22 protein-coding genes and 1 pseudogene are annotated in these 25,279 nt (G+C 44.5%); 5 read left to right on the top strand and 18 right to left on the bottom strand.

The window, feature by feature from the left end:
- Nucleotides 1-2: 2 nt before the first annotated feature.
- Complete coding sequence (fadA, locus tag NXS07_RS12645; protein ID WP_038191743.1) at nt 3-1,166, top strand: acetyl-CoA C-acyltransferase FadA; 1,164 nt, start codon at nt 3-5, stop codon at nt 1,164-1,166.
- Between the two features lie 152 nt (nt 1,167-1,318).
- Here fadA and fre read toward each other — a convergent pair whose 3' ends face one another.
- Both fre and ubiD read right to left on the bottom strand, forming a co-directional pair.
- Nucleotides 1,319-2,020 (bottom strand): NAD(P)H-flavin reductase, encoded by a 702-nt coding sequence (gene fre, locus NXS07_RS12640; protein WP_258086852.1) that lies wholly within the window; start codon nt 2,018-2,020, stop codon nt 1,319-1,321.
- A 10-nt stretch (nt 2,021-2,030) separates the two neighbouring features.
- Nucleotides 2,031-3,503, bottom strand: a complete 1,473-nt coding sequence (ubiD, locus tag NXS07_RS12635; RefSeq protein ID WP_038191741.1) for a 4-hydroxy-3-polyprenylbenzoate decarboxylase — start codon at nt 3,501-3,503, stop codon at nt 2,031-2,033.
- A gap of 384 nt (nt 3,504-3,887) precedes the next feature.
- Between ubiD and rfaH the strand changes: the two genes are divergently transcribed.
- Nucleotides 3,888-4,376, top strand: a complete 489-nt coding sequence (gene rfaH / locus NXS07_RS12630) for a transcription/translation regulatory transformer protein RfaH (RefSeq protein WP_038191727.1) — start codon at nt 3,888-3,890, stop codon at nt 4,374-4,376.
- Between the two features lie 65 nt (nt 4,377-4,441).
- Here rfaH and hemB read toward each other — a convergent pair whose 3' ends face one another.
- The 11 genes from hemB to udp all read right to left on the bottom strand — a co-directional run bounded on the left by hemB (nt 4,442) and on the right by udp (nt 14,012).
- A complete protein-coding gene (gene hemB / locus NXS07_RS12625; RefSeq protein ID WP_038191725.1) occupies nt 4,442-5,458 on the bottom strand; it encodes a porphobilinogen synthase in 1,017 nt (338 codons plus the stop codon).
- Between the two features lie 118 nt (nt 5,459-5,576).
- Nucleotides 5,577-6,356: a Sec-independent protein translocase subunit TatC gene (tatC, locus tag NXS07_RS12620; protein ID WP_258086851.1), complete on the bottom strand. Its 780-nt coding sequence runs from the start codon at nt 6,354-6,356 to the stop codon at nt 5,577-5,579.
- A gap of 3 nt (nt 6,357-6,359) precedes the next feature.
- Nucleotides 6,360-6,788: a Sec-independent protein translocase protein TatB gene (gene tatB / locus NXS07_RS12615; protein ID WP_258086850.1), complete on the bottom strand. Its 429-nt coding sequence runs from the start codon at nt 6,786-6,788 to the stop codon at nt 6,360-6,362.
- A 3-nt stretch (nt 6,789-6,791) separates the two neighbouring features.
- Nucleotides 6,792-7,046 (bottom strand): Sec-independent protein translocase subunit TatA, encoded by a 255-nt coding sequence (gene tatA / locus NXS07_RS12610; protein WP_038191721.1) that lies wholly within the window; start codon nt 7,044-7,046, stop codon nt 6,792-6,794.
- Between the two features lie 111 nt (nt 7,047-7,157).
- The gene (gene ubiB, locus NXS07_RS12605; RefSeq protein WP_038191720.1) at nt 7,158-8,786 is read right to left on the bottom strand and encodes a ubiquinone biosynthesis regulatory protein kinase UbiB; all 1,629 of its coding nucleotides are present in this window, start codon (nt 8,784-8,786) and stop codon (nt 7,158-7,160) included.
- Nucleotides 8,776-9,426: a ubiquinone biosynthesis protein UbiJ gene (ubiJ, locus tag NXS07_RS12600; protein ID WP_258086849.1), complete on the bottom strand. Its 651-nt coding sequence runs from the start codon at nt 9,424-9,426 to the stop codon at nt 8,776-8,778. The genes ubiB and ubiJ overlap by 11 nt, the downstream gene beginning before the upstream one ends.
- A 1-nt stretch (nt 9,427) precedes the next feature.
- A complete protein-coding gene (gene ubiE / locus NXS07_RS12595; RefSeq protein ID WP_038191718.1) occupies nt 9,428-10,183 on the bottom strand; it encodes a bifunctional demethylmenaquinone methyltransferase/2-methoxy-6-polyprenyl-1,4-benzoquinol methylase UbiE in 756 nt (251 codons plus the stop codon).
- A 75-nt stretch (nt 10,184-10,258) separates the two neighbouring features.
- Nucleotides 10,259-11,614: a DNA recombination protein RmuC gene (rmuC, locus tag NXS07_RS12590; RefSeq protein WP_258086848.1), complete on the bottom strand. Its 1,356-nt coding sequence runs from the start codon at nt 11,612-11,614 to the stop codon at nt 10,259-10,261.
- A gap of 119 nt (nt 11,615-11,733) precedes the next feature.
- On the bottom strand, nt 11,734-12,264 hold the full coding sequence (locus tag NXS07_RS12585) for a DedA family protein (RefSeq protein WP_038187268.1): 531 nt from the start codon (nt 12,262-12,264) through the stop codon (nt 11,734-11,736).
- Nucleotides 12,265-12,341: 77 nt separating this feature from the next.
- Entirely contained in the window at nt 12,342-13,124 is a 783-nt protein-coding gene (locus NXS07_RS12580) for a tyrosine-protein phosphatase (RefSeq protein ID WP_038215810.1), read from the bottom strand.
- A gap of 132 nt (nt 13,125-13,256) precedes the next feature.
- A complete protein-coding gene (gene udp / locus NXS07_RS12575; protein ID WP_038215808.1) occupies nt 13,257-14,012 on the bottom strand; it encodes a uridine phosphorylase in 756 nt (251 codons plus the stop codon).
- Between the two features lie 430 nt (nt 14,013-14,442).
- Here udp and NXS07_RS12570 point away from each other — a divergent pair, with 430 nt between their 5' ends.
- Nucleotides 14,443-14,835, top strand: coding sequence for a YidB family protein (locus NXS07_RS12570; protein WP_038215806.1), 393 nt, complete (start codon nt 14,443-14,445; stop codon nt 14,833-14,835).
- 47 nt (nt 14,836-14,882) lie between these two features.
- Here NXS07_RS12570 and metE read toward each other — a convergent pair whose 3' ends face one another.
- The gene (metE, locus tag NXS07_RS12565) at nt 14,883-17,177 is read right to left on the bottom strand and encodes a 5-methyltetrahydropteroyltriglutamate--homocysteine S-methyltransferase (RefSeq protein ID WP_038203604.1); all 2,295 of its coding nucleotides are present in this window, start codon (nt 17,175-17,177) and stop codon (nt 14,883-14,885) included.
- 107 nt (nt 17,178-17,284) lie between these two features.
- Here metE and metR point away from each other — a divergent pair, with 107 nt between their 5' ends.
- Nucleotides 17,285-18,241 carry an HTH-type transcriptional regulator MetR gene (metR, locus tag NXS07_RS12560; RefSeq protein WP_038203607.1) on the top strand — a complete coding sequence of 319 codons (957 nt, stop codon included), beginning with the start codon at nt 17,285-17,287 and terminating at the stop codon, nt 18,239-18,241.
- Here the strand turns inward: metR and NXS07_RS12555 are convergent.
- The 3 genes from NXS07_RS12555 to NXS07_RS12545 all read right to left on the bottom strand — a co-directional run bounded on the left by NXS07_RS12555 (nt 18,126) and on the right by NXS07_RS12545 (nt 22,287).
- Nucleotides 18,126-19,025, bottom strand: coding sequence for a carboxylate/amino acid/amine transporter (locus NXS07_RS12555; protein ID WP_038222629.1), 900 nt, complete (start codon nt 19,023-19,025; stop codon nt 18,126-18,128). The two genes, metR and NXS07_RS12555, sit on opposite strands and share 116 nt — an antisense overlap.
- Nucleotides 19,026-19,028: 3 nt before the next feature.
- A complete protein-coding gene (locus NXS07_RS12550) occupies nt 19,029-20,678 on the bottom strand; it encodes a Na+/H+ antiporter (RefSeq protein ID WP_038187287.1) in 1,650 nt (549 codons plus the stop codon).
- A gap of 262 nt (nt 20,679-20,940) precedes the next feature.
- Nucleotides 20,941-22,287, bottom strand: coding sequence for an NCS2 family permease (locus NXS07_RS12545; protein WP_038187290.1), 1,347 nt, complete (start codon nt 22,285-22,287; stop codon nt 20,941-20,943).
- Between the two features lie 997 nt (nt 22,288-23,284).
- On the opposite strand from NXS07_RS12545, the gene NXS07_RS12540 reads away from it, so the two are divergent.
- Nucleotides 23,285-24,979 carry an ArnT family glycosyltransferase gene (locus NXS07_RS12540; RefSeq protein ID WP_258086854.1) on the top strand — a complete coding sequence of 565 codons (1,695 nt, stop codon included), beginning with the start codon at nt 23,285-23,287 and terminating at the stop codon, nt 24,977-24,979.
- A 119-nt stretch (nt 24,980-25,098) separates the two neighbouring features.
- On the opposite strand, the pseudogene NXS07_RS12535 reads toward NXS07_RS12540, so the two are convergent.
- Nucleotides 25,099-25,279 (bottom strand): annotated as a pseudogene (locus NXS07_RS12535) (IS5/IS1182 family transposase); the annotation flags it as partial.

Raw genomic sequence — 25,279 nt, 5'->3', positions numbered from 1 at the left:
ACATGGAAAACGTAGTCATTATTGATGGTATTCGTACCCCAATGGGGCGCTCAAAAGGTGGTGTATTCCGTCAGGTCCGTGCCGAAGATCTCTCCGCACATCTGATGAAATCGATACTCAAGCGCAACCCGTCAGTACAGCCTGAGCATATCGACGATATCTCTTGGGGGTGTGTACAACAAACACTGGAACAGGGGTTCAATATCGCCCGTAATTCCGCATTGCTGGCAGGCATTCCCCATTCGGTCCCTGCGGTGACCGTTAACCGTCTGTGTGGTTCTTCAATGCAGTCATTGCATGACGGTGCTCGCATGATTATGACTGGCGATGCCAGTATTGCGATGATTGGCGGTGTTGAGCATATGGGGCATATTCCCATGACTCACGGTGTCGATTTTCATCCGAAATTAAGCCGCAATGTTGCTAAAGCCGCAGGTGTTATGGGCTTGACCGCAGAAATGCTGGCAAAAATGCACGGTATCAGCCGCGAAATGCAAGATGAATTCGCCCTGCGCTCTCACCTACTAGCCGCACAAGCGACAGAATCAAAAACGTTCGCTAACGAAATCGCACCAATTCATGGGCACGATGCTGATGGCAACCTGAAGTTCATCGATTTTGATGAAGTGATTCGTCCCGATACCAACCTGAAAAATCTGGCTGGGCTGCGGCCTGTCTTTGATCCTGTCACAGGCAGTGTCACGGCGGGTAACTCTTCAGCACTTTCAGATGGCGCATCTGCGATGCTCATCATGAGTGAAAGCAAAGCCAACGAGTTAGGGTTGAAAGCACGTGCCCGAATTCGTTCGATGGCAGTTGTTGGCTGTGATCCTTCCATCATGGGTTATGGCCCTGTACCTGCAACTCAGATGGCATTGAAAAAAGCAGGCTTGAGCCTTGCTGACATTGGCCTTATTGAATTAAACGAAGCATTTGCAGCCCAATCACTGGCCTGTATGAAAGGGCTGAATCTGCTGGATAGTATGGACGATAGGATCAACCTGAACGGTGGTGCAATTGCTCTCGGCCATCCATTAGGCTGTTCTGGCGCACGCATCACAACTACCCTGCTTAACCTGATGGAACGCAAAGATGTACAGTTCGGGCTGGCAACCATGTGTATTGGGTTAGGGCAAGGTATTGCTACAATTATCGAGAGAGTTTAGCTGTTCAGTATCTGACTGATTGAGATTTTTAACATTTTCCCTTGTCTGTCTTATCTATTGCATCACTCGAATAAGTTGTTGCCGTAGTTTCCCGCCTGTCAGGGGCGGGTTTTTTTTATTGTTATCGAACAGTCGGATCAAAAACACTCAGATCAGATAAACTCAAACGCATCACCATACATGCGATCAATAGACGCATCACGTTCACTACAAAAGCGTTCACGGGCAATTTTGGCCATTTCAAAGCGCCCAGCAATATAAATGTCATGGTTCGCCAAACTACCAAAATCTTCTAAGACTGCACTCAAGACCGTACCCGTTCTGCCCTGCCAGTATTCATCAACCTGTTCAACCACAGGAACCACAGCCAGATTGGGATAACGCTCACTCAACCCCTGCAATTCACCCAGATCATAGAGGTGATGTAATTCACGCCCTCCCCAGTAGATCGAGATATCACGGTTCGGATTTTTTTCCAGTACTGACAGTAAAATAGAGCGGGTATAAGAGAATCCAGTTCCCCCGGCAATCAATAACATCGGGTTTTCACTATCTTCACGAAACCATGCCTGACCATGTGGAATATCGATATCGATCACTTTCTGATCCAGGATCCTGTCCATCACCGCCATTGCATACAGGTTTAACTCAGAAGCCCCAATATGCAACTCGATCGTCTGTTTTTCTGATGGTGGCGATGCCATGGAGAACGGACGCTTATCTCTTTCATCCATAACTACCATCAGGTATTGCCCCGCACGAAAAGAAAAAGGCAAATCAGGTAATAAGTGAACCCGATAAACGGTATCTGTAATGGAGTCAACCGATGTGACTTTACAGCTCAGTGTTGTCATGCGTTCCCTCTTATCGCTTCAAAATTTCTAATTGATCCCAAATTTCATCGACACGGGCGCGAATTTCATCACTCATGACTATCGGGCGCCCCCATTCCCTTTGTGTCTCTCCTGGCCATTTATTGGTTGCATCCAATCCCATTTTTGAGCCTAACCCAGAAACCGGTGATGCAAAATCGAGATAGTCGATCGGTGTATTTTCCATTAAGACAGTATCTCGCTGCGGGTCCATTCGCGTAGTTATCGCCCAAATGACATCATTCCAATCTCGCGCGTTGATGTCATCATCACAAACGATAATAAATTTTGTGTACATAAACTGCCGTAGATATGACCAGACTCCCATCATGACCCGCTTGGCATGGCCTGCATATTGTTTTTTCATCGTAACGACAGCAAGCCGATAGGAGCACCCCTCTGGTGGCAGGTAAAAATCGACAATTTCAGGAAATTGTTTTTGCAGTATTGGCACCAGAACTTCATTCAACGCCACGCCCAGGACAGCAGGCTCATCCGGTGGACGGCCAGTGTAAGTAGAATGATAAATAGCGTCACGACGCTGAGTGATATGGGTGATAGTGAATACTGGGAACATATCCACTTCATTGTAATAACCGGTGTGATCGCCATATGGCCCTTCCGGTGCCATTTCGTCCGGTTCAATATACCCTTCAAGGATAATTTCCGCACTGGCAGGAACTTCCAGATCATTGGACAGGCACTTAACCACTTCCGTTTTATGCCCACGCAACAACCCAGCAAAGGCATACTCAGATAAAGTATCAGGAATTGGAGTCACAGCACCCAATATCGTGGCAGGATCAGCACCCAACGCAACAGAAACAGGGAAACGCTCTCCCGGGTGAGCCTGGCACCATTCCTGAAAATCGAGCGCTCCACCACGGTGTGATAACCAACGCATAATAAGCTTGTTTTTACCCAGAACCTGCTGACGGTAGATACCCAAATTCTGGCGCTCTTTATTTGGCCCTCTGGTAACAGTAAGCCCCCATGTTATCAATGGCGCAGCATCTTCTGGCCAGCAATGCATAACAGGAATACGGGTGAGATCAACCTCATCTCCCGTCCAGACTTGCTCCTGACAAGGTGCAGAATTGAGGCGCTTGGTTGGCATATTCAGAACTTGCTTGAACTTAGGCAGCTTATCGACCAGATCACGAAAACCTTTTGGCGGCTCTGGCTCTTTGAGGAAAGCCAGTAACTTGCCGACATCATGCAATGCCTTGACATCATCCTGCCCCATTCCCATAGCGACCCGCTTAGGTGTCCCAAACAGATTGCACAGTACTGGCATTGAATACCCTTTTGGATTTTCAAATAATAAGGCAGGACCACCGGCACGAAGAGTACGATCCGCGATTTCTGTCATTTCCAGATAAGGATCAACCTCCATACGAATTCGTTTTAATTCACCTGATTGTTCCAACAAGGAAAGAAAGTCTCGTAGATCACGGTATTTCATATTATTCATTTGTGCCGGTTTTTAAGGAGGAAGAACATTATAAACCCTCCCATGATGGTTACAAGGCAAACTCATAACTTACTAAAAATAAATGCATTTATTCCGATTTTGTGAGTTTAACTGCTCAGATGCAGCAAAATGGTATCCAATCAACTAATGCCTGTGTATCACATTGTTCAGGGAATGTTTTACCGTGCTGAAAAAGTTTGAATCCTTCACTCATCTTTCAAATTGCTGTTTTGTTGACTGCGTTCATTCACTTACCACTGCGCTGCAATTTGCAATCTATTAGGTATATACGTTAAACACACTCTGACTTTATTGATGATCCTGAAGCCCTGGTTTTGTTATGCTAGACATATTGTGTAATGGAGTCGGAATATTATGGGAAACTGGTATCTTCTGTACTGTAAACGCGGGCAAATTTCTCGAGCAATAGGAAATTTAGAGAGACAGGATGTTATTTGCCTGACACCTACAGCCAAAATTGAAAAAATCGTTCGGGGTAAAAGAACTACCGTCACTGAACCCCTTTTTCCCAATTACCTTTTTGTGAATTTTGATCCAGAGATTATTCATACCACGACTATCAATTCAACACGAGGCGTCAATCATTTTATTCGTTTCAGCACTTACCCTGCTGTTGTCCCACAAACGTTGATTGATGAATTGATGTCCGCAACGGAACAGGAATATATTGCACCTGAAACCCCAATTACTGGCGATACCGTGCTGATAACTGAAGGAATTTTCGAAGGTATTCAAGCAATTTATAATGAGCCGGATGGAGAAACCCGCTCAATTCTCCTGTTGAATATTCTCAATAAAGAAGTATCCAAGGTATTGGATAATAAACAATTCATTAAAATTTAATCAGAGAAAACGGGCTATTTTGCCCGTTTTTATTATCTGTTTTTTATCTATTTTATTAAAAATAATCAGTATTTCTGCTCATGCAACCATTGTGCTACACGCTTGGCAAAATAAGTCAGTACGCCATCAGCACCCGCACGTTTGAAGCACAGCAGTGATTCCATAATGGCTGGCTGTTCTTTCAACCAGCCATTTTGGATAGCAGCCATATGCATCGCATATTCGCCAGAAACTTGATAAGCGAATGTTGGCACACCAAAAGTATCTTTCACCCTACGGATCACATCCAGATAAGGCATACCAGGTTTGACCATGACGCTATCCGCCCCTTCTTGCAAATCCTGTGCAATTTCCTGCAACGCTTCATCGCTGTTTGCTGGGTCCATCTGATAGGTCATCTTATTGCCGCCTTTCAAATTACCGCTAGAGCCAATTGCATCCCTGAATGGCCCATAGTAACAGGACGCATATTTGGCTGAGTAAGCCATAATCTGCGTGTTAATATGGCCATCAACCTCAAGCTGATCACGAATGGCACCAATACGGCCATCCATCATATCGCTCGGTGCAACGATTTCAGCCCCAGCTTCAGCATGGGATAGCGCCTGCTTAACCAGAATCTCTTTGGTAATATCATTGATGACATACCCATCCTGATCAATGACACCATCCTGTCCATGCGTGGTAAATGGGTCCAGTGCCACATCTGTCAGTAATCCCAGCTCAGGAACCGCATCTTTCAATGCACGAATAGAGCGCTGAATCAAACCATCAGGGTTATAGGCTTCCTTCGCATCCAGTGATTTTTTGTCTGCTTCAATGACTGGGAACAGAGACAAAACAGGAATACCCAGTCGGGCAATCTCTTCGGCTTCTTTCAACAAAAGATCGATTGTCAGACGATACACTCCTGGCATAGAAGACACTTCTTGACGTTGATTGATCCCTTCCATAACAAAAACGGGATAAATCAGATCATTGACAGTGAGTTGATTTTCAGCGACCAGACGGCGGGAAAAATCATGACGACGTACACGGCGCATACGACGACCAGGAAACGTACCTGGAAATACATAGCTCATTACTGCTCTCCTAATGTAAAACCCAGCGACAATACGCCGGGTTAATTTTGTCATCGCTCCGCTGATAATCTTAACACCATCATTCAGTTAGCGATAACCATCAATGGCAGATGGTTAGTTATTTCTCTGGATTGTTACCTGCATCATATTCAGATTCGTTTTCTGCCCTGTCTGATTGTCGTTTACCTACATAAAACTGAGAAAGCAGAATCCCCACTTCAAATAGCAGGTACATCGGGATAGCCAGCAAAGTTTGCGAGAAAACATCCGGGGGTGTTAGCAACATGCCAACCACAAACGCACCAACCAAAATGTAAGGGCGTTTTCTTTTCAGGGATTCAGGCGTTACAACTCCACTCCAACACAACAGAATAATGGCTACCGGCACCTCAAATGAGACACCAAACGCCATAAATAGGGCCATGACAAAACTCAGGTAATTACTGATATCTGTCGAAATGACCACCCCTGCTGGCACGGTTTTGACAAAAAAACCAAATGCAATGGGAAAGACCACAAAGTAAGCAAATGCCATGCCCAGATAAAACAGTACACTGCTGGAAAACAGCAGGGGCATGATCAAACGGCGCTCGTGTTTATATAATGCTGGCGCAATAAATGCCCATACCTGATACAGGATCATCGGTGCCGACACAACGATAGACACCATAATGGTCAGTTTGATTGGCGTGAAGAAAGGCGATGCGACATCTGTCGCAATCATATTTGCTCCCTTCGGTAATTGTTCCATTAACGGTGCTGCAATAAGCCGATAAATATCATTAGAAAAATAAACCAGTGCCAGAAAAATCACCAGCACAGTAATCAAGCTATTTAAAATCCGCTTACGCAGCTCAATCAAGTGACCGATAAGAGGTTGAGTATCATCCACAGACATGTTTTAGTGTTCACTATTGGCTTTTTCAGGAGATTGATTTTTATTTTGTTTTGACGCCGATTCTGGTACTGAGTGAGATACAGAAGAGTGAAAATGTGTTTCATCCTCTTCTAATGCTTTAGCCTCTTCAGGAGTCAGCTGATACGATTTTTTCAGCGATTCAGCAGCCTCCCTTAGCTCGTCCATCGATGCCTTTAATTCTGGGGACAATGATTGCAAATCTGCTTTTTCTTCCATTTTTTTCAAGCTGTCCTGAAGCTCTTGCACTTTTAGCTCCTGAGCAAGTTCATTCTGGACATTAGCCGCCAGCGAACGTAATACCCGTATCCAGCCAGCCACTGTTTTGACTGCTATAGGTAAGCGTTCTGGCCCCAAAACAACCAGACCAATCACCATCACCAGCAGCAGTTCGCTAAAACCAATGTCAAACACGGTTTATACCTGCTCTTTATTTTTGCTCTCTGATTTTTCAGACTCGGCAACAGTGGATTTTTCAGCAATACTTTTGGTTTCAAAATCAGCATCATGACTATTTTTTTCAACCTGATCTGGCTTTTCATCATCACTTATCGCTTTTTTAAAACCTTTGATCGATGCTCCCAAGTCTGAACCCAAGGAGCGAAGCTTATTGGTGCCAAACAGCAATACGACAATGACAGCAATAATGAGTAATTGTGGGATGCTTATCATGACTGACCTCTATTCATAGGGAATAATAACGACTAATATTTTCATTATAAACCACGAACTTTTGTTCGAAAATACCGCAACCACACTATTAAGGCTACGGCAAAATAACCTTTACTTAAGCCTGCGCCAACCAAATATCCACGATATGACTGCCGCCCCCATCAACCACCACGATAGATGAATCTGGTCAGTCATGAAAAATAGGCTGCCACAGATAAACAATGTCGCACCGATCCCCAGTAAATAGAGAGATTTTTTCTGGCTGACCTGTTGTTTTTGTAACTGCTGCGATATCTGGTCAATGCTAGTTTGCAAACGTTTATGCTGTTGAAGAGCGCCATAAACCAGCTCAGGGAATTCCGGTAATTTTTCAGCCCAATATGGCGCTTTTTCTTTAAATGCGCGCACAATCGCCGGAATGCCAACCTGATCGTGTAACCAGTCTTCCAGAAAAGGTTTTGCCGTTTTCCATAAATCAAGCTGAGGATAAAGCTGGCGCCCCAGGCCTTCAATATACAGCAGCGTTTTTTGCAGCAAAACCAACTGAGGTTGAACCGCCATATTAAAACGACGAGCTGTATTGAAGAGATTCAACAGGACATGACCAAATGAGATTTCAGCCAGCGGCTTTTCAAAAATGGGTTCACAGACAGTACGGATAGCAAACTCGAAATCTTCCACATTAATATCGGCTGGAACCCAACCAGAATCCACATGAAGTTCAGCCACTCTGCGGTAATCACGATTGAAGAAAGCAATGAAGTTTTCTGCCAAATAGCGCTTATCGTCTTTGTTCAATGAGCCAACAATACCATAATCAATGCCGATATAAGTCGGATCTTCCGGCCGTTCATAACTGACAAAAATATTGCCGGGATGCATATCCGCATGGAAAAAACTGTCACGAAATACCTGCGTGAAGAACACCTGAACACCACGTTCAGCAAGCAGTTTCATATCCGTGTTCCGCGCTTCCAACGTAGCAATGTCTGACACGGGAATGCCATAAATACGCTCCATGACCAGTACATTCTCCCGACAATAATCAGGATAAATTTCTGGCACGTAAAGCATTGAGCTATCTTCAAAATTGCGGCGCAGTTGGATCGCATTTGCTGCTTCACGCAATAAATTCAGTTCATCAAGCAACGTTTTTTCGTACTCACGCACAACTTCACGCGGGCGAAGACGATAGCCATTGGGCAGTAAAGGAACCAGATGCGCCATACGGTACATTAGACGGACATCTGCTTTAATAACAGGCAGGATATCTGGACGGATCACCTTAAGAACAACTTCCTTACCATTCTCCTTAAGCCGAGCAGTATGCACCTGTGCAATAGAAGCTGAAGCCAATGGCTGTGAATCAAAATCATCAAACCATGTTTCCAGCGGTCCACCCAAAGCAGTTTCAATGGATTTGCGAGCCACTGCGCCATCAAAAGAAACGACCCGATCCTGCAACATCGAGAGTTGATCGGCGATAGCAGGAGGAAACAGATCCCGGCGGGTAGAGAGCATTTGACCAAACTTGATCCACACTGGGCCAAGTTCTTGCAATGCCAGACGTAACCGCTCACCGAGTGGTTTATCCTTGTGTCGATTGGGGAGCCAGAACAGAAAATAACGCCCGAAACGCAACGGCCATGTCAGACGAATATTGGGGATCAGTTCATCTAAGCCATAGGAAAGAAAGACCCGAACAATAAAGTAAAGGCGTTTTATTTCACTAGGAGTCATATTTTCCCTCCAGTGCCGCCAGCCGTTTTTCCATATGAGACATATCATTAGCAACCGCATGTACTTCTTCACTGAAGTAAGCCACTTCCAGCGGATTGGGTGCCATTCGCCACTCTTCCGTCAATGATTCCGTCAGATAGGTTTTCTGCCTTGTCATCGCATTGCTGGCAAATTTAATGCCTTCCTTCATCACCCGACTGAGGCCTTCTGCCACAATATCGCCAACATAAGGGGAAAGATAATGAGCAGGATCCCACTCAGACATATCCAGCAGAGCCGACCATTGCTGCATAACTTGCATATCCCCTTCGATAACGATTTCACCACTGTTAATCAGAGATGAAAGACACTGACGATCTCGCAATTTGAGTAACGCGGTAAACGTCGTTTTCATCGAACAGTCGGCAGACTCTGACCATTGGCTCAAAACATCCACCTGTTTTTCACTGAATATCAATACCAGTGGTGTTTTAATTTCTTTCAATTCGATGGACAGTACCTTACCTGCCAGCCTCATGCGGGCGGACTTCAATACGGTTTCACGGTACAGAAGATGATTCAGAGTCGTTTCCAGAAACGCAGTCAGCACCGGAAACAACACCGTAGAATTCAGGTTGTCACTTAATTCGGGCGTCTCCATTTCAGAATTTGAATCCTTTATGCAGTGCAACGATCCCCCCGGTCATATTGGTGTAAGAAACTTGGTCAAAGCCCGCTTCTTCCATCATGGCTTTTAATGTTTCCTGATCAGGGTGCATACGGATGGATTCTGTCAGGTAGCGGTAACTGTCCGCATCCTTGACAATCATCTGCCCAATTCGAGGTAAGACATGGAACGAATAAGCATCATAAACTTTGCTCAAAGGTGCTAGTACGGGTTTGGAGAATTCCAGCACTAAAAGACGCCCGCCCGGTTTAAGTACTCGGCACATAGAGCGCAAGGCTTTTTCTTTATCCGTCACATTGCGCAGGCCAAAAGAGATGGTAATACAATCAAAGTAATTGTCTGGAAAAGGCAATTCTTCCGCATTGGCCTGAACATAATTAACATTGCCCACGATGCCGATATCACGTAGTTTCTCACGCCCTACTTTCAACATCGATTCGTTGATATCTGCCAATACAACTTCACCTTTTTCTCCCACGATGCGGGAAAACTTCGCTGTCAGATCCCCCGTTCCTCCCGCAAGATCCAACACTTTATGACCACGGCGAATTCCACTTGCATCGATAGTGAAACGTTTCCAGATGCGATGAATGCCAAATGACATCAAATCATTCATCAAGTCGTATTTTGAAGCGACAGAGTGAAATACCTCGGCCACCATAATTTGTTTTTCATCTTTTTCTACGGTGCGGAAACCAAAATCTGTAGTTTTTTTCGATTGATCAGCCATGTTATTTGTCCGCTTTTTATTCAAAGAAATTTATAGCAAGTGTACCAGCCTTTCTGACAAAACCCTATCCACACTTCACTCATTAACCTGCAATGATTGGAAAGATTTATCAATAAGCTGTGAATCAATAGGGCGCTTAACATCAACACCTAAATCACGGAATCCTTCAGCCTGGCTAATCAGGTTTCCCCGCCCTTCAGCCAGTTTTTTCATTGCCAAATGGTAACTCTCCTGTGCTTTATTGAGGCTGTGTCCCAACCCTTGCATGTCATCCACAAACAACCGCATCTTGTCATACATTTTGGTTGCTTTGTCCGCAATAAGGCGTGCATTCTGGCTCTGATATTCATAGCGCCAAAGATTATTAATCGTACGCACGGCAACCAGAAGTGTTGATGGACTAACCAGCATAATATTATGCTTCAATGCTTCATCCAGTAATTCAGGTGCTTGATTGAGTGCCACCAGATAAGCCGGTTCTACGGGGATAAACATCAGAACATAATCCAGCGACCGTAAACCGGGCAATTGTTGATAATCTTTCCGACTTAGCCCCCGAATATGTCCTTTGATTGAGTTTATATGCTCCTGTAACGCCTGTGCCTGCTGCGTGTCATCATCGCTGTTAAAGTAACGTTCATAGGCGATCAGTGACATTTTGGCATCAATAATGACATCTTTTTCCTGTGGCAAATGCACGATGACATCAGGCTGAAAGCGCTCACCGTTTTCTGTTTTAATGTTGACCTGTGTATGAAATTCATACCCTTCACGTAAACCAGAAGATTCCAAAACACGAGCCAACACCATTTCGCCCCAATCACCCTGCATTTTATTATCCCCTTTCAGGGCTTTCGTCAGATTAATCGCTTCTTTTGCCATTTGTGCATTAAGCTGCTGGAGATTGCGGATTTCATGGGTCAGAGTATGGCGTTCGCGAGCTTCCTGTCCGAAACTATCCTGTACTTGACTGCGGAACCCGTCAAGCTGCTCGCGAAAAGGCATCAGGAGGTCATTAAGGCTTTGGCGGCTGTATTCATCGGTACGGCGCCGATTCTGCTCAAAAATACGATTGGCGAGATTTTCAAATTGGGTATTGAGGCGTTGTTCACTATTGATCAATAGACGCTGTTTTTCTTCTGCGGCCAGCCTGCTCTCTTCAAGCCGTGTGCTTAATTCACGTAATTCAACTTCCTGTACGCTGTTGATTTCGCGCTGCGCCAGCAGTTCTTGATTTAATTGCTCACACTCAGTACGCCAATAGCGGGACTGTTCTAACTTTTCATGGCTGATAGCAAGCTGACTATGCAGTTCACGCAGTTCCAACTCTTTCTGTTGAATTCGCTGGTGAACAGAAAGCCAGACGAAAATCCCTCCGCCCAGCAATCCACTTAAACTGCCAATCAGCATGTATAACCACTGGATATCCACCTATACGCCTCCCGCTTACTTCACCCCGGTTAACTTCACCTTAATGTAAGTTAAATAGATGCTGTATAGATGTCCAGATTCTTTAATGAGTTTCTTTCAGTTTGCAAAGCGGCTCGCAGTTAACCCATCCATTCTGCCAGCCAGCGTAAACCAAACGCTCCCGGAGCCAAAATACCGAAGGCCCAAATCAGCGCAGAGGCAAAATTGGCGAGCTGGAAATGACGTTTCGGCATGGCGCAAATACCCGCTACCAGTGGTATAACAGCTCTCAATGGGCCAAAAAAACGCCCGATGAAAACGCCCCAAACTCCCCAGCGTTCAAAAAATCGATGGCCGCGAACTAACGTTTGCGGATGACGTGACAGTGGCCACATCTTGCCGACATTGTCCTTGTAGTGGACACCAAACAGATAGGAAACCCAATCGCCAAAAAAGGCTCCCGCGGCCGCCGCTATCCATATTGGCCAAAAATTTAACCCGCTTTCACCAATCAACGCCCCCAATCCTAATAAAATGATCGTCGCAGGCAACAATAGGGAGATAAATGCCAGAGATTCACCAAAAGCAAGTAGGAAAACAATGGGGATTGCCCAATCTTCATGGGCTTTTACGAAGTCTGTGACCAGTTCGATAATTTCATGCAAGCTCAAATTAGCCGTTCCTGTATTAATTCATCAGATGTACCAAGTTAGCACCTGATATATAAACCAATGCTAACTCAGTATTTTTATTCAAGAAAATAACTTTGTAATTTTTCACGTGCTGTCATATCCAGCCCGATATCTTTTTCCAGCCAGATATCCACACTGCCATAATGCTGGTTAATACTATTTAAGGCCGTCAGTAAAAATTCTTCCCGCACTGAATAAACATAAGCAAATTTTTCAATCACACGGTCACTCATGACTTTTGCATGTTCATTCAAGAGATATTCCCGATACGGTGCCAGCGTAACGTTGGTGACTAAATAGTCTTCCATTACCGTATCCAAATCTGCTCCCAGAGCAAACAGTACCAGCGCAGATCCAACGCCAGTTCTGTCTTTACCCACTGCGCAATGCTGTACAATTCCGCCTTTTTCTGGTTGCATCAATAGATTAGCCAGCTGTTTGTAAGCAGGATTGTTGATTGGCAATAATTCGTATAAACGCAGCATGAATGCTTGTGCATCAAACTGCTCCAGAAGTTCCTGACCCAATTTTTCCAGATTGGCATCAACTTCCTTAGAGAGTGGATTGGCCGGAGCATGGTGATAATTCGCCCCACGCCACACTCGATCTGGCTTATCCTCAATTTCGCTGCTATCACGATAATCAATGATCTGGAAAAGGTTTTGGTCCATCAAAAAAGTCTGATCGTTTTCAGTCAACATGTCCAGAGAGCCAGAGCGGAATAACAGCCCTGATTTGATTTTCGCACCATTATGCAGCGTCTTATTACCGAAATCACGGAAGTTAATGCCACCATGTAAGGGGAGCAATGAAGGATGGGATAGCAATGTTGTGGTCATAGTTACTCTTGTTATGATTTAAATAGATCGTTATTGATAAAAAGCGTTATGACATTATCAGATTTTAGAACGAAGGAAAGATAGGTAAGCAAAAAGATCGGGCCAGCATGTTCTGGCCCTTAATGAAAGCGATTACAGCAAACGGCGAGCGGCATCAACCACGATTCCCAAAGCGTTGCTTTCGGTTTTTTTCAACAGTTCAACATCTGGAATTTCCTGTTGCGTCCGGTTGACGATCACCCCTGCCACCATACCGGCACGCAGTCCCTGGCTTGCACACATCGTCAACAGAGTGGCTGATTCCATTTCATAATTCATCACCCCCATTTGCTGCCACTCTTGCATGGAGCCTTGGAAACGGCGGACGACACGGCCAGAGTAAGTATCGTAACGCTCCTGTCCGGGGTAAAAAGTATCGGAAGAAGCTGTTACACCAACGTGGGTGGCCGATCCTGATGCTTTTGCCGCTTCATACAGTGCGTTGGTACATTCAAAATCAGCCACCGCCGGGAATTCCATTGGCGCGAAGTGCAGGCTGGCTCCATCCAGACGAACTGCCGCTGTCGTGACTAATACATCACCCACATTAATGTGCGGCTGGATCGCACCGGTTGTCCCGATCCGCAGGAAAGTACTCACCCCCAATTGCGCTAATTCCTCTACAGCAATTGACGTTGAAGGACCACCGATGCCCGTAGAGCAGACAACCACGGGCTTTCCGTCAATTTCTGCGCGCCATGTCGTAAATTCACGATGGGAAGCCAGATGAACTGGGTTATCCATCAATTTTGCAATTTTTTCAACACGGCTGGGATCGCCTGGAACAATAGCCAAAGTCGCTCCTTGCAGATCGCTTTTGGTGATACCTAAATGAAATACATCAGACATATCGAGCTCCTCAACGGAAATAATTCAAAAAACAGGGATGCCTAAATTTAGTGCCTAATCTGACACTTTTTAGTGATAAAAATCATCTTTAATTGGAAAAAATAAAGAAACACATACATAATTTTGTGATAAGAATCACATTCATAACCCAAAACAACGGACTGAGTATAAGATTCAAACAAGGCTAATACTTATCGCTCCGTCACAGAGTCAGCAAGCATCAGACGGCAAAAACCTCGGTATAACCCGCCATATTTTGTTCTAATCCCACAGAAGTGGGATGGATCTGCAATATTATGCTAATGTAATAATTATATTTTGAATCTGTCTTTATTTAATAACATTGCTACTGTTTTATTCCTGTTAACGTACCTAAATAAGTGTTTTATGTGGTTAAGCCAATAAATCATCAACAAGAGGGGGAGTTACGATGGGCTTTTTTGATCAAATCACCAATATGCTGAGTGGGGGTAAAAACCAACAACTCCAGCATATGATGGACTGGGTTGACGGTCAGGGAGGAATAAGCGGATTAATAGAAAAGTTTTCCCAGCAGGGACTGGGGGGTACAATCCATTCGTGGATCGGCTCAGGAGAAAATTCCCCGATTCATGCTGACCAAATCTCTTCTGTTTTTGGTTCTTCCACGATCCAACAATTGGCAGAGAAAATGGGTATCGATCCCAATGAAGCATCATCATTAATCTCGCGACATTTGCCCAATCTGATCGATAAGGTCACGCCAAACGGTGAAGTTCCGGAAAATCTGGATTTAAAATCTGCGGGTATGAATTTATTGAAAGATAAATTACTGGGGAAATAATTCTTTCGCCCGCCACATTTTATCTGCTGTAGCGGGCGTTTTTCAGCTTAGTTATTTACGGAAGTATTGTTCACGGAAGCACGCAGGCGTTTCGCCGCTTCGACCATGTTCGCCAGTGCCTGACGGGTTTCAGTCCAGCCACGGGTTTTCAGGCCGCAATCCGGGTTAACCCACAGACGTTCCACTGGGATACGGTCAGCCGCTTTACGCAGCAACGCTTCAATCCATTCGACACTTGGCACGTTAGGTGAGTGAATATCATACACACCAGGCCCGATCTCATTCGGATATGAAAAATCTTCAAATGAATCCAACAATTCCATATCTGAGCGAGAAGTTTCTATGGTGATCACATCTGCATCCAGTGCTGCAATGGAAGGCATGATGTCATTAAACTCGCAATAACACATATGGGTATGGATCTGAGTATCATCTTCCGCAATCGCGGCACTCAGTTTGAAAGCATCCACCGCCCACTCCAGATATGCCTGCCATTCTTCCCTGCGCAGCGGCAGACCTTCACGCAGTGCCGGTTCATCAATCTGAATGATGCCAATACCTGCTTTTTGTAAATCATCAACTTCATCACGCAAGGCCAGTGCAATCTGTTTGGCAATCGTTTCGCGGCTAATATCTTCCCTTGGGAATGACCAGCAGAGGATAGTCACCGGCCCTGTTAACATTCCTTTGACAGGCTTATCCGTCAGGGATTGTGCGTATGTTGCCCAATTGACAGTAATGGCTTCTGGGCGGCTGATATCGCCAATGATTACTGGCGGCTTAACACAACGGGAACCGTAGCTTTGTACCCAGCCATTTTGGGTAAAGACATAACCATCAAAATGTTCACCGAAATACTCGACCATGTCGTTACGTTCGGCTTCACCATGCACCAACACATCCAGTCCCAGATTTTCCTGTTCATTGATCGCCTGCTTAATATGTTCAGAAATATTGGTGCGATAGTGCGTGTTGTCCACACGACCTTTCTTGAAGTCCAGACGCAGGCTACGAATTTCCGTTGTTTGTGGGAATGATCCGATGGTTGTGGTTGGCCACAACGGTAAGTTGTAACGCTCACGCTGGAGTTTGGCCCGTTCTGGATAAACCAGATTACGCTCGCTATCCTGTGGTTTGATCGCCGTGATGCGCTCAGTCACCGTCGGATTGTTCACCCTTGTAGAACTACGGCGTGCACGGATTGGCGCACTGTAAGCATCCAGTTCAGCTTGTTTGCTGCCTTCCGGTGCATTCAGTGCCTGCGCCAGCAAAGACAGCTCTGCGCATTTCTGTAATGCAAAGGCAAACCAGCTCTTAACTTCTTCATCCAGCCCGGTTTCATCGTTCAGGTCAATCGGGCTATGCAGCAATGAACAGGACGTGCCGATCCAAATATCACGCTTGCCTGCCAGCGGTGCCACAAGCTGGTATTTCGCACTCAAATCTGCTCGCCAGACGTTGCGCCCATTGATGACTCCCAATGAAAGCAACCACGTTTCCGGCAGAGATTGATTCAATTCATCAAGGGAATCCTTCCCTGCAACTAAGTCGACATGCAGCCCTTGTACTGGCAGTGATTTGATCGTCGCCAGATTATGGCTGATGCTGTCGAAATAAGTCGTCAGCAGTAATTTAGCCTGTCCTTGCAGCGCCTGATAAGCCGTTGAGAAGGCCTCCAGCCATTCCTTCGGCAATTCCAGTACCAGTGCTGGCTCATCAATCTGCACCCATTCGATACCCCGTTTTGCCAATTCTGCCAGTACTTGCTGATAGACAGGGAGAATATCCGTTAATAGGGAGAGGCGGTCAAAAGCTTTACCCTTCACCTTGCCGAGCCATAAATAAGTTACAGGCCCCAGCAGAACAGGTTTGACTTTGTGTCCCAATGCCAGTGCTTCATCCACTTCATCCAGTAATTGAGTCCAACCCAATTTAAATTCTTGCCCCTGCTGAAATTCAGGCACGATATAATGATAATTTGTATTGAACCATTTAGTCATTTCAGAAGCGGCCGCTGGTGCACCTGTTGGAGCTCGACCACGGCCAATACGAAACAGCGTATCCAGATCGATGCTACCATCTTCATTTTGATGACGTGGAGGCACGTTGCCCAATAACAAGTTAGTCGTTAATACTTGGTCATACCAAGCAAAATCACCTACCGGAACTAAATCAACTCCCGCCTCTTTTTGCTGTTGCCAGTGACGTGCACGTAATTCACGACCTGTTTCCAACAATTCCTGTTGAGAAATTTTGCCTGCCCAATAATTTTCTTGCGCCTTTTTTAGCTCTCTTTTCAAGCCGATACGTGGAAAACCTAATGTATGATTCAAAACTGTCATGTTGTCACCCGCAAATTTTAGCCGTCTAGATGTTTACACTTCTATAATCAACGGGTACTGTATAAACCACAAGCGCAAATTATTCATTATCAACTTGAAGGTTTTTCATGATCGAAATAAAACATTTAAAAACACTACAGGCATTGAACCATTGCGGTTCATTGGCTGCGGCTGCAAATCATCTGCATCAGACGCAATCTGCTCTTTCTCATCAGTTCAGTGAACTGGAGCATCGGCTGGGGTTCAAACTCTTCATTCGCAAAAGCCAGCCATTGCGTCTTACGCCTCAAGGAGAAGTGCTGTTAAAACTGGCGGAGAAGGTACTGCCTCTGGTGACGGCTTCCCTGCGTGAATGCAGTGAACCGGAAGAAATTAACCTGCGTATTGCCATTGAGTGCCATAGCTGTATTCAGTGGCTGACGCCAGCACTTAAGCGTTTTAGTGAAAGCTGGCCTCAGGTTAGTGTGGATTTCAAATCCGGTGTGACGTTTGATCCGCAGCCTGCACTGCAACAGCGGGAACTGGATATTGTACTGACATCAGATATTATTGCAGACAGCAAGCTGAACTATACGTCGCTGTTTGACTATGAAGTGAAACTCGTGCTTGCCCCGGATCACCCATTGGCAAATAAGCGTGATATTTATCCACAAGATCTCGCTCCCGAAACGCTGCTGATTTATCCCGTCCAGCGACAACGGTTTGATATCTGGCGGCGTTTCCTCCAGCCAGCAGCTGTTACCCCAACATTGAAAAGCGTCGATAATACCCTATTACTGATCCAGATGGTGGCGGCTCGCTTAGGCATTGCCGCATTACCCCATTGGGCAGTGGAAACATTCGAAAGACAGGGGCTGGTTGTAACAAAAACGTTGGGAGAAGGATTATGGAGCAGATTGTATGCTGCCTGCCGAGAAGGAGAACAGCACCAACCTGCCATTAATACATTTATTCGTTCTGCACGCCAGCACGCGGTGGACAATTTGCCGCTTGTAAAGCGGGTTTCAGTATCCAACGGTGATGCACCCAAAGAGATGCAACAATCAGGCTGCTTCCTATGGTAAAACCCAGCCAATCAGGATGCTGCTGCCAAATTACAAAATTGACCAACAACCCGGCCGGAACCAACATATTATTCATAATCGCCAGTGTTCCGGTATCCACTTGGGTTGCACCATAGTTCCACATAAAATAACCAATGCCAGAAGCGCCTGCACCTAACCAGATCAGGACTCCCCATTGTAATTGCGTTGTCGGCAATTTATGTGGATCACCAAACAGCAGCCAGCCAATGATTGCGACCACACAAGCCCCCAGATAGAACCACGAAAACGCGATCCGCTGCGGTATCGGGTGCACTTCCATCAAGCGCTTATAACCAATCTGACCTATTGCAAAGAAAATATTCGCCAACTGCACCAGTATCAAACCAATCCAAAAAGATTCGCTCAACTGGTCATAGCGAATAATCGCTGCACCAGCCACCGCCAGCAAAGAACTCAGCGCATAGCCCCAACGCAGTCGTTGACGCCCCATCACATCATATATCAGTGTGACATATAACGGAGTCATCACCGTAAACAGCAAAAATTCAGCGACAGTCAAGTAGTGGTAGGCATGAAATACAAACAAATACATCACACCAAGCTGACAGGCTCCCACGGCCATATACAGTGAGATCACTTTCAGCGATAACCCACGCCAGCGCAAAAACGGCAGAAACACCAAAGCGGCCAGCACTACTCTGACCAGCACGGAAAACCAGCTATCAACCTGACCGGCCAGAAAAGCACCAATCAGGCTGAATGAGGCAGCCCACAAAAAAGTTGTGATCGTTAACAGCCACATAATTTATTGATCTTTAACCACAAGTAACGCTTCAAGCAAATCCAGATCATGCAGCAGCGTTTGGAGTGTTTCATTACTAATCTTACGGGTTGCACGTAGGTGATACAGCTCTCCCCTTTCGGCCCTTAATGCCGTCAGACGGAAACGCCGTTCCAACTCCTCAACCAGCAAGTTATGTTCGATTTCATCTTTACCTACAGTACGACGCCGCAAATACCCCGTGACTCGGGAAGCAATTTCACTCACTACCTCTGCATCCAGTTTTTCTTCGGTGCTGGCAGACAAGCGCTCTTCCATTTTATTCATACTGACAATCGCAACTTCAGCCATTGCTGCTTTCGCCATTCTGATTTCATTGATATCCGCCTGCTTATCTCCCACTTTCATGCCACGCAGCAACAGTGGCAGGACAACAACACCGACAAACAGGGAGAACATAATCACGCCCGCTGCGATGAAAATCAACTGATAACGCGCTGGGAATGGATCGCCATCCGGCAGGAAAAGCGGGACAGATAACGCACCCGCCAACGTAATCGCGCCACGAACACCCGCAAGCGACGCCAGACACAATTCACGTGTAGTGTAAGAAGCAAACTCCAGCGGTTTCTTCTTCATTAACACCTTGCTGGCATTTTTCATCAACCATAACCAGCAGAACCGCAGCAATACCAACGCCACATAAATGATGCCAACCGCAGCAAACAGCATCCACGTTTCAACTTGCGGATCAAGTTCAGCCTGCTCGACAGACGTTTCCCAGATACCCGGCAATTGTAGCCCCAGCATGACAAATACAAGGCCGTTAAAGACAAAGGCCAGCATTCCCCATACGTTATCGGCACGCAGGCGCATAGCCAAAGGTGCATTGCGGATTACGCCAGACTTACTGATAGTCATACCCGCAGCAACCGCGGCTAAAATACCCGATACGCCGATATGTTCAGCAATCATGTAGGAAGCGAATGGCAGCAGCATCATGAACATGATTTGAGTTGCAGGATCATCGCCACTCCAGCGGCTCATCAATCGCAATGATTTACTGTACAGCCATGTAATGGCAATACCGGACAACAGACCACCAATCGCAACTTTGAAAAACTCTATCGTTGCGCCAGTGACCGTAAATACCATCGTTCCCATGGCAATTGCCACGGCAAATTTCAGTGCAACCAGACCAGAAGCATCGTTCATCAACGCTTCACCTTCCAGCACACTCATCATGTTTTTCGGGATGCGCCCTTTTCCAACAATTGATGACAACGCAACCGCATCAGTTGGTGACAGCACCGCAGCCAGAGCAAAAGCAGCAATAAGTGGAATACCCGGCAGCAACCAGTAAATCAAGTAGCCAATACCGACAACCGTCACTAATACCAAGAATAAAACCAGAATAACTATTTCACGCCCATGTTGAAAAAATTCTCTGGTCGGTGTTTTCCAGCCATCAACAAATAATAAAGGAGGGATAAGTAAAACGAGGAATAATTCAGGGTCGAAAGTAACGTGTAAACCAAAATGAGGCCAAGCCAGCAGTGCTCCCATTGCTATTTGCACTATCGGCAAGGGAATGCGGAACGGGATCATTTTAGTAAGAACACCTGAAACTGACACCACCAAAATCAAGATCAAGATAGTAAAAAATATTTCCATATTACCCTTACAAATTGCCAAAAATCCGTCGGTGAAGAGATTGTGACTTTTTTTTCACTCTAATAACAGCCGTAATAACCAGAAATATTAAAGTTATTAAAGAAAATCAAAAAACAATCACATTGTGAATCAATGACCAGCAAGTCATTAGTCTATTTTATACTTATCGGCGGGAGTGTGCTGAAAAATTAACACGTTTTAAAATTTATCTGACGGGAGGAAGTATGCGCAAACCTTGACCGTCTGCGCATGATTTTTTTGTTTAGATAGCCCAATTTCCGGCATAAAATATCACTAGCACGATAGCAATGATCACCGTACCAATATTCAGCTTACGCCATTCACCAGAGAAAACTCGCCCAACAACTAAAGCACTGAACCCTAACATGATGCCGGTGACGATATTACAAGTCAGTACAATAAACACCGCACACAGTAATCCTGACATAGCCTCGACAGAATCATCGAAATTCAGCTTCCGCACGTTGCTCAACATCAGTAGCCCGACATACATCAAAGCGGGAGCTGTCGCATAGGCCGGAACCAAGTACGACAACGGAGAAAGGAATAAAATCAGCAGGAACAGAATACCCACAACTGCGGCGGTTAAGCCCGTCTTGCCTCCAGCGGCAGTGCCCGCAGCGGATTCAATATAGACAGCAGCAGGAGAAGAACCCATCGCGCCTGCAAAGATACTGCTTACGGAATCGGCCGTCAGTGCTTTGCCTCCATTGATAATCTGGCCGCCTTTATCCAGCAGATTAGCTTGCCCTGCTACGGCTCGAATTGTCCCTGTAGCATCAAATATCGCTGTCATCACCAACGCCAAGACACTTGGCAACACCACCGGCTGCAAAGCTCCCATAATATCCATGCTAAACATCAGAGACAGCCCATCTTCTCCCAGCGTTGGCAGTTTAAAAAATCCTTGATATTTCACTGCGGGATCGAAAATCAGGCCAATAATTGAGATGACGATAATGACCAACAAAATACCACCGGGTACTTTCTTCCTTTCCAGACCAATAATCGCCGCCAGGCCTAATAGTGCCATTATCACGGGAAATGCAGTCAATGAGCCAAAAGCAACCGGTAAACCGGCATGAGGGTTTTTAATCACCATCCCCACACCATTTGCCGCAATCAGCAACAGAAACAACCCGATACCAATACCGGTTCCATGAGCAATTCCCATTGGCATATTGCGTAAGATCCAAGACCGAATCCCCGTCACTGAAATCACCGTAAACAGGCATCCCATCAGGAAAACGGCACCCAGCGCCACGGGAATACTCACCTGCTGGCCTAAAACCAGACTGAACGCTGTAAATGCGGTCAGCGAGATTGCACAGCCAATCGCCATCGGCAGGTTAACCCACAATCCCATCAATAGTGAGCCAATACCCGTTACCAAACATACAGAAATAAAGACCGCTGTATGAGGAAATCCGGCTTGCCCCAGCATGCCCGGCACAACGATAACGGAATAGACCATCGCCAGAAATGTCGTCAATCCAGCCAAAATTTCCTGACGTACCGTCGTTCCGCGTTCAGTAATCTTAAAATACTTATCGAGTTTGCATTGAGTTGGTGCCTGCATGCCAGACATGTCTTTCCCCTGCCATTATGTTGAATTTCTAACGCTATCATCTCTCCACTCTGCCTAACGAAAACGATTACGTCGTAAGATACTTAAAATCGGTGCTGTACTCATGAGTGCAGCCACTTCTATACGCAATCGTTTGGCTTTTCAGGTAAAAAATGGAGAGAGAATTTTAGACGAATGATTATCCAGTGAATAAGGGATGAGAATCAAGAGATAATCATAAAATTTGTTGTGGGTAATCTCCGTATGTACGGAGAACACTGGGGTTTTACTGCTAACTTGCGGGCTTTGAGCGGTTTATCTCCGTATGCACGGAGAACACACTAAAAGTATCTATTTATTTTAAAATCTCTTTTTAAAAGCCTAAAACTCTACCAACTTTTAAAGAGCTAAACTAGTTACCAAACATAACCTAAAAACCAGCAAAAATCGCCCACAATTTTGTCAACATTCATATTTAATATAAAAACACCATTTCAAATAAATACATAAATATATACATATCAATTAATAACACAACATAAATTAAAATTATTAAAATATAGATAATTTAAAAAGTATATATTTATTAAAAATTACATTGATTATATAATCATTAATATATCGAACTTTATTTATTATTAAGTAAATTATTTTAATATAAAAAATAAAAATTGGCAAACTCTCCATTTATAATTTTAATTTATGTAATAATTAAAATACAATATTAACCTTATTTATTAATAAGACTTTCATTAATAAAATATCAATAAAAAATATACAAGAATAACTATTTTTTTACGTAATAGTTATAAATGAAAATTATTTTCAATAAATTCAATAAGAAACAATATTCTCTTATCATAAAATAATTCTATATACGCACAAAACATCAAACCAAATAATATAAAACACTATTGCATTAATCCATCGAATCCATTACTGTCTAATATTTGACATTTAAACACTGAATAGCCGTTCAATTTAATTAATCTATATTTCTTAACTTTGGTAATTAATGATGAATAACATTCATAGATTTTCTAACACAGATATCAAGGCATTATTCCTATTTGTAGCATTCATGTTACTTTATCTATTACCGGGAATTTATAGTCATACTCCTTGGAAACAGGATGAAAATTATAGTTTTGGTATGATCCAGACAATGTATGAAACAGGTAATTGGCTAGTCCCCATCAATGCCGGTGAACCTTTCATGGAAAAGCCACCGCTATATTATTGGACAGCCACTACATTTACTCATTTATTGTCTCAATGGCTGCCTATATATGACGCCGCAAGAACAGCCACTTTATTTTTCTCCATAATTAATTTTTCATTCTTCATTCTTCTGGCTCGCCGGGCATTTGATGTACATAATTTCACCAATAGTCGCATATGGATCGCCTTTGCACTGTATGCCTGTGCCCCTGGGATCGTTCGTCATAGCCACGATATGTTCACCGATACCGCTTTGATTACAGGCACGACGATTGGGTTATATGGTTTATTGGGGTTGATTAAAAACGAAAAAAAACGCTATTCCATATTATGGCTGGCGATGGGTACTGCTATCACAATGTTATCAAAGGGGGTGTTCATCCCTGGGTTATTATGGATTTGCCTACTATTAGCACCGGTTTTTCTAAAAAGCTGTCGGGCTAAACAATATTGGCTAAATATATTTTTTGCAGGGGTGATTGCCCTCATTTTAATTTTACCGTGGCCAGCCATGTTATTAATTGAACACCCGGACTTATTTAAAGTTTGGTTTTGGGATAACAATGTTGGCCGCTTCTTAGGGTTTTCTGTTGAAGATTTAGGTGCAAGAGCCGCTCCAAGTCGAATTCCAGAAGCCGTGTTATTATTCGCATTCCCGGCAGGCCTATTAGCCTTCATCGTTATTGTTAAAAACCCGATAAAAACACTTACCGATCAACGGTATTTTATTTTTGCAGCATTTATATTACTCGGTATCATTCTGTTACAAATATCAGCTTCCAGCCGTGCGCTGTACCTGTTACCCTTTATTGCCCCGATGGCTATCTTAGCAACGGGCATTTTTACTCAATTACCCGAAAAAATTTACAGTGCTCTGAGTCTCTGTTTTTCAATGCTATGGTCTATTCTGATTCTCTTTGTATGGGCAACTTATTTACTATCACTCTCTTCTGATTACAAACATTGGTTGGCACCTTTAGGAAAATGGCTGCCAATGAGTTATCAGATGCACTTCTCCGGTTTTATATTCACCAGTGCCGTTATTATCACCATTATCTGGCTAGCTAAGAGCAGAATATTGTCTAAATCTCCCGCCTTACGTACCGTACAAAACTGGACCTTAGGGATTGCTGTTGTTTGGGGATTGGTATTTACCTTGTTTATCGGCTGGATTGATTATACCAAAGGCTATAAAGAAGTATTTACCGATCTTAAACAGCATTTAGCAGGAGAATATAAAGCCGATGATTGCATGTCATCTTATTTTATCGGCGAATCAGAAGCGCCAATGCTTTATTACTTCGCCCATATCCTTCATCAAAGACAGAAAGATTTTGCTGCTCCACAAACATGTCGCTGGCTTATCATGTTATCCGAAGATATTGAACCCGCTCCGACAGGTATGACGTTGTTTTGGTCTGGACACCGACCGAATGATAAAAATAAAAATTTAGTGGTGTATAAAAAAGTGATGCCTGAAATGGCTAAATGAATCGATTATTGGATGCGTTTTTTTCATGAACGCATCATTAAGCATGCCAAAAAGGAAAACGAGGAGCGTCTTCTACAGGCGCATCCCAGAACAGGTAAACTTTCCATTAGACGATGTCGTCATGAGATTTTCAGCCAAAGAACAAGGCAACGGATTTGCACTGCGGCAAGAAAAGACGCGCTATTTTTTGCATAGCGAGTGGCTATACCACGCCAGCGCTTAACCAGCGCTTAAGATGAAGGAAAGTATTTTCAACCAAATGGCGAAGCCGATAGAGCTCACGATCATATTCTCTGGCGG

It is taken from the genome of Xenorhabdus bovienii, assembly GCF_024721015.1.
GTDB classification, from domain to species: domain Bacteria; phylum Pseudomonadota; class Gammaproteobacteria; order Enterobacterales; family Enterobacteriaceae; genus Xenorhabdus; species Xenorhabdus bovienii.
This window is presented reverse-complemented; position numbering and strand designations above follow the sequence as displayed.

Excerpts from the sequence above, each read along its gene's own strand:
- ubiD (WP_038191741.1), bottom strand. The coding sequence starts at position 3,503 with ATGAAATACCGTGATCTACGAGACTTTCTTTCCTTGTTGGAACAATCA.
- ubiB (WP_038191720.1), bottom strand. The coding sequence starts at position 8,786 with ATGACTCCTAGTGAAATAAAACGCCTTTACTTTATTGTTCGGGTCTTT.
- NXS07_RS12580 (WP_038215810.1), bottom strand. The coding sequence starts at position 13,124 with ATGACCACAACATTGCTATCCCATCCTTCATTGCTCCCCTTACATGGT.
- ubiE (WP_038191718.1), bottom strand. The coding sequence starts at position 10,183 with ATGGCTGATCAATCGAAAAAAACTACAGATTTTGGTTTCCGCACCGTA.
- hemB (WP_038191725.1), bottom strand. The coding sequence starts at position 5,458 with ATGAGCTATGTATTTCCAGGTACGTTTCCTGGTCGTCGTATGCGCCGT.
- NXS07_RS12540 (WP_258086854.1), top strand. The coding sequence starts at position 23,285 with ATGAATAACATTCATAGATTTTCTAACACAGATATCAAGGCATTATTC.
- metE (WP_038203604.1), bottom strand. The coding sequence starts at position 17,177 with ATGACAGTTTTGAATCATACATTAGGTTTTCCACGTATCGGCTTGAAA.
- metR (WP_038203607.1), top strand. The coding sequence starts at position 17,285 with ATGATCGAAATAAAACATTTAAAAACACTACAGGCATTGAACCATTGC.
- tatC (WP_258086851.1), bottom strand. The coding sequence starts at position 6,356 with ATGTCTGTGGATGATACTCAACCTCTTATCGGTCACTTGATTGAGCTG.
- udp (WP_038215808.1), bottom strand. The coding sequence starts at position 14,012 with ATGTCTGATGTATTTCATTTAGGTATCACCAAAAGCGATCTGCAAGGA.
- tatA (WP_038191721.1), bottom strand. The coding sequence starts at position 7,046 with ATGATAAGCATCCCACAATTACTCATTATTGCTGTCATTGTCGTATTG.
- NXS07_RS12570 (WP_038215806.1), top strand. The coding sequence starts at position 14,443 with ATGGGCTTTTTTGATCAAATCACCAATATGCTGAGTGGGGGTAAAAAC.
- NXS07_RS12545 (WP_038187290.1), bottom strand. The coding sequence starts at position 22,287 with ATGTCTGGCATGCAGGCACCAACTCAATGCAAACTCGATAAGTATTTT.
- fadA (WP_038191743.1), top strand. The coding sequence starts at position 3 with ATGGAAAACGTAGTCATTATTGATGGTATTCGTACCCCAATGGGGCGC.
- NXS07_RS12555 (WP_038222629.1), bottom strand. The coding sequence starts at position 19,025 with ATGTGGCTGTTAACGATCACAACTTTTTTGTGGGCTGCCTCATTCAGC.
- fre (WP_258086852.1), bottom strand. The coding sequence starts at position 2,020 with ATGACAACACTGAGCTGTAAAGTCACATCGGTTGACTCCATTACAGAT.
- ubiJ (WP_258086849.1), bottom strand. The coding sequence starts at position 9,426 with ATGGAGACGCCCGAATTAAGTGACAACCTGAATTCTACGGTGTTGTTT.
- rfaH (WP_038191727.1), top strand. The coding sequence starts at position 3,888 with ATGGGAAACTGGTATCTTCTGTACTGTAAACGCGGGCAAATTTCTCGA.
- NXS07_RS12550 (WP_038187287.1), bottom strand. The coding sequence starts at position 20,678 with ATGGAAATATTTTTTACTATCTTGATCTTGATTTTGGTGGTGTCAGTT.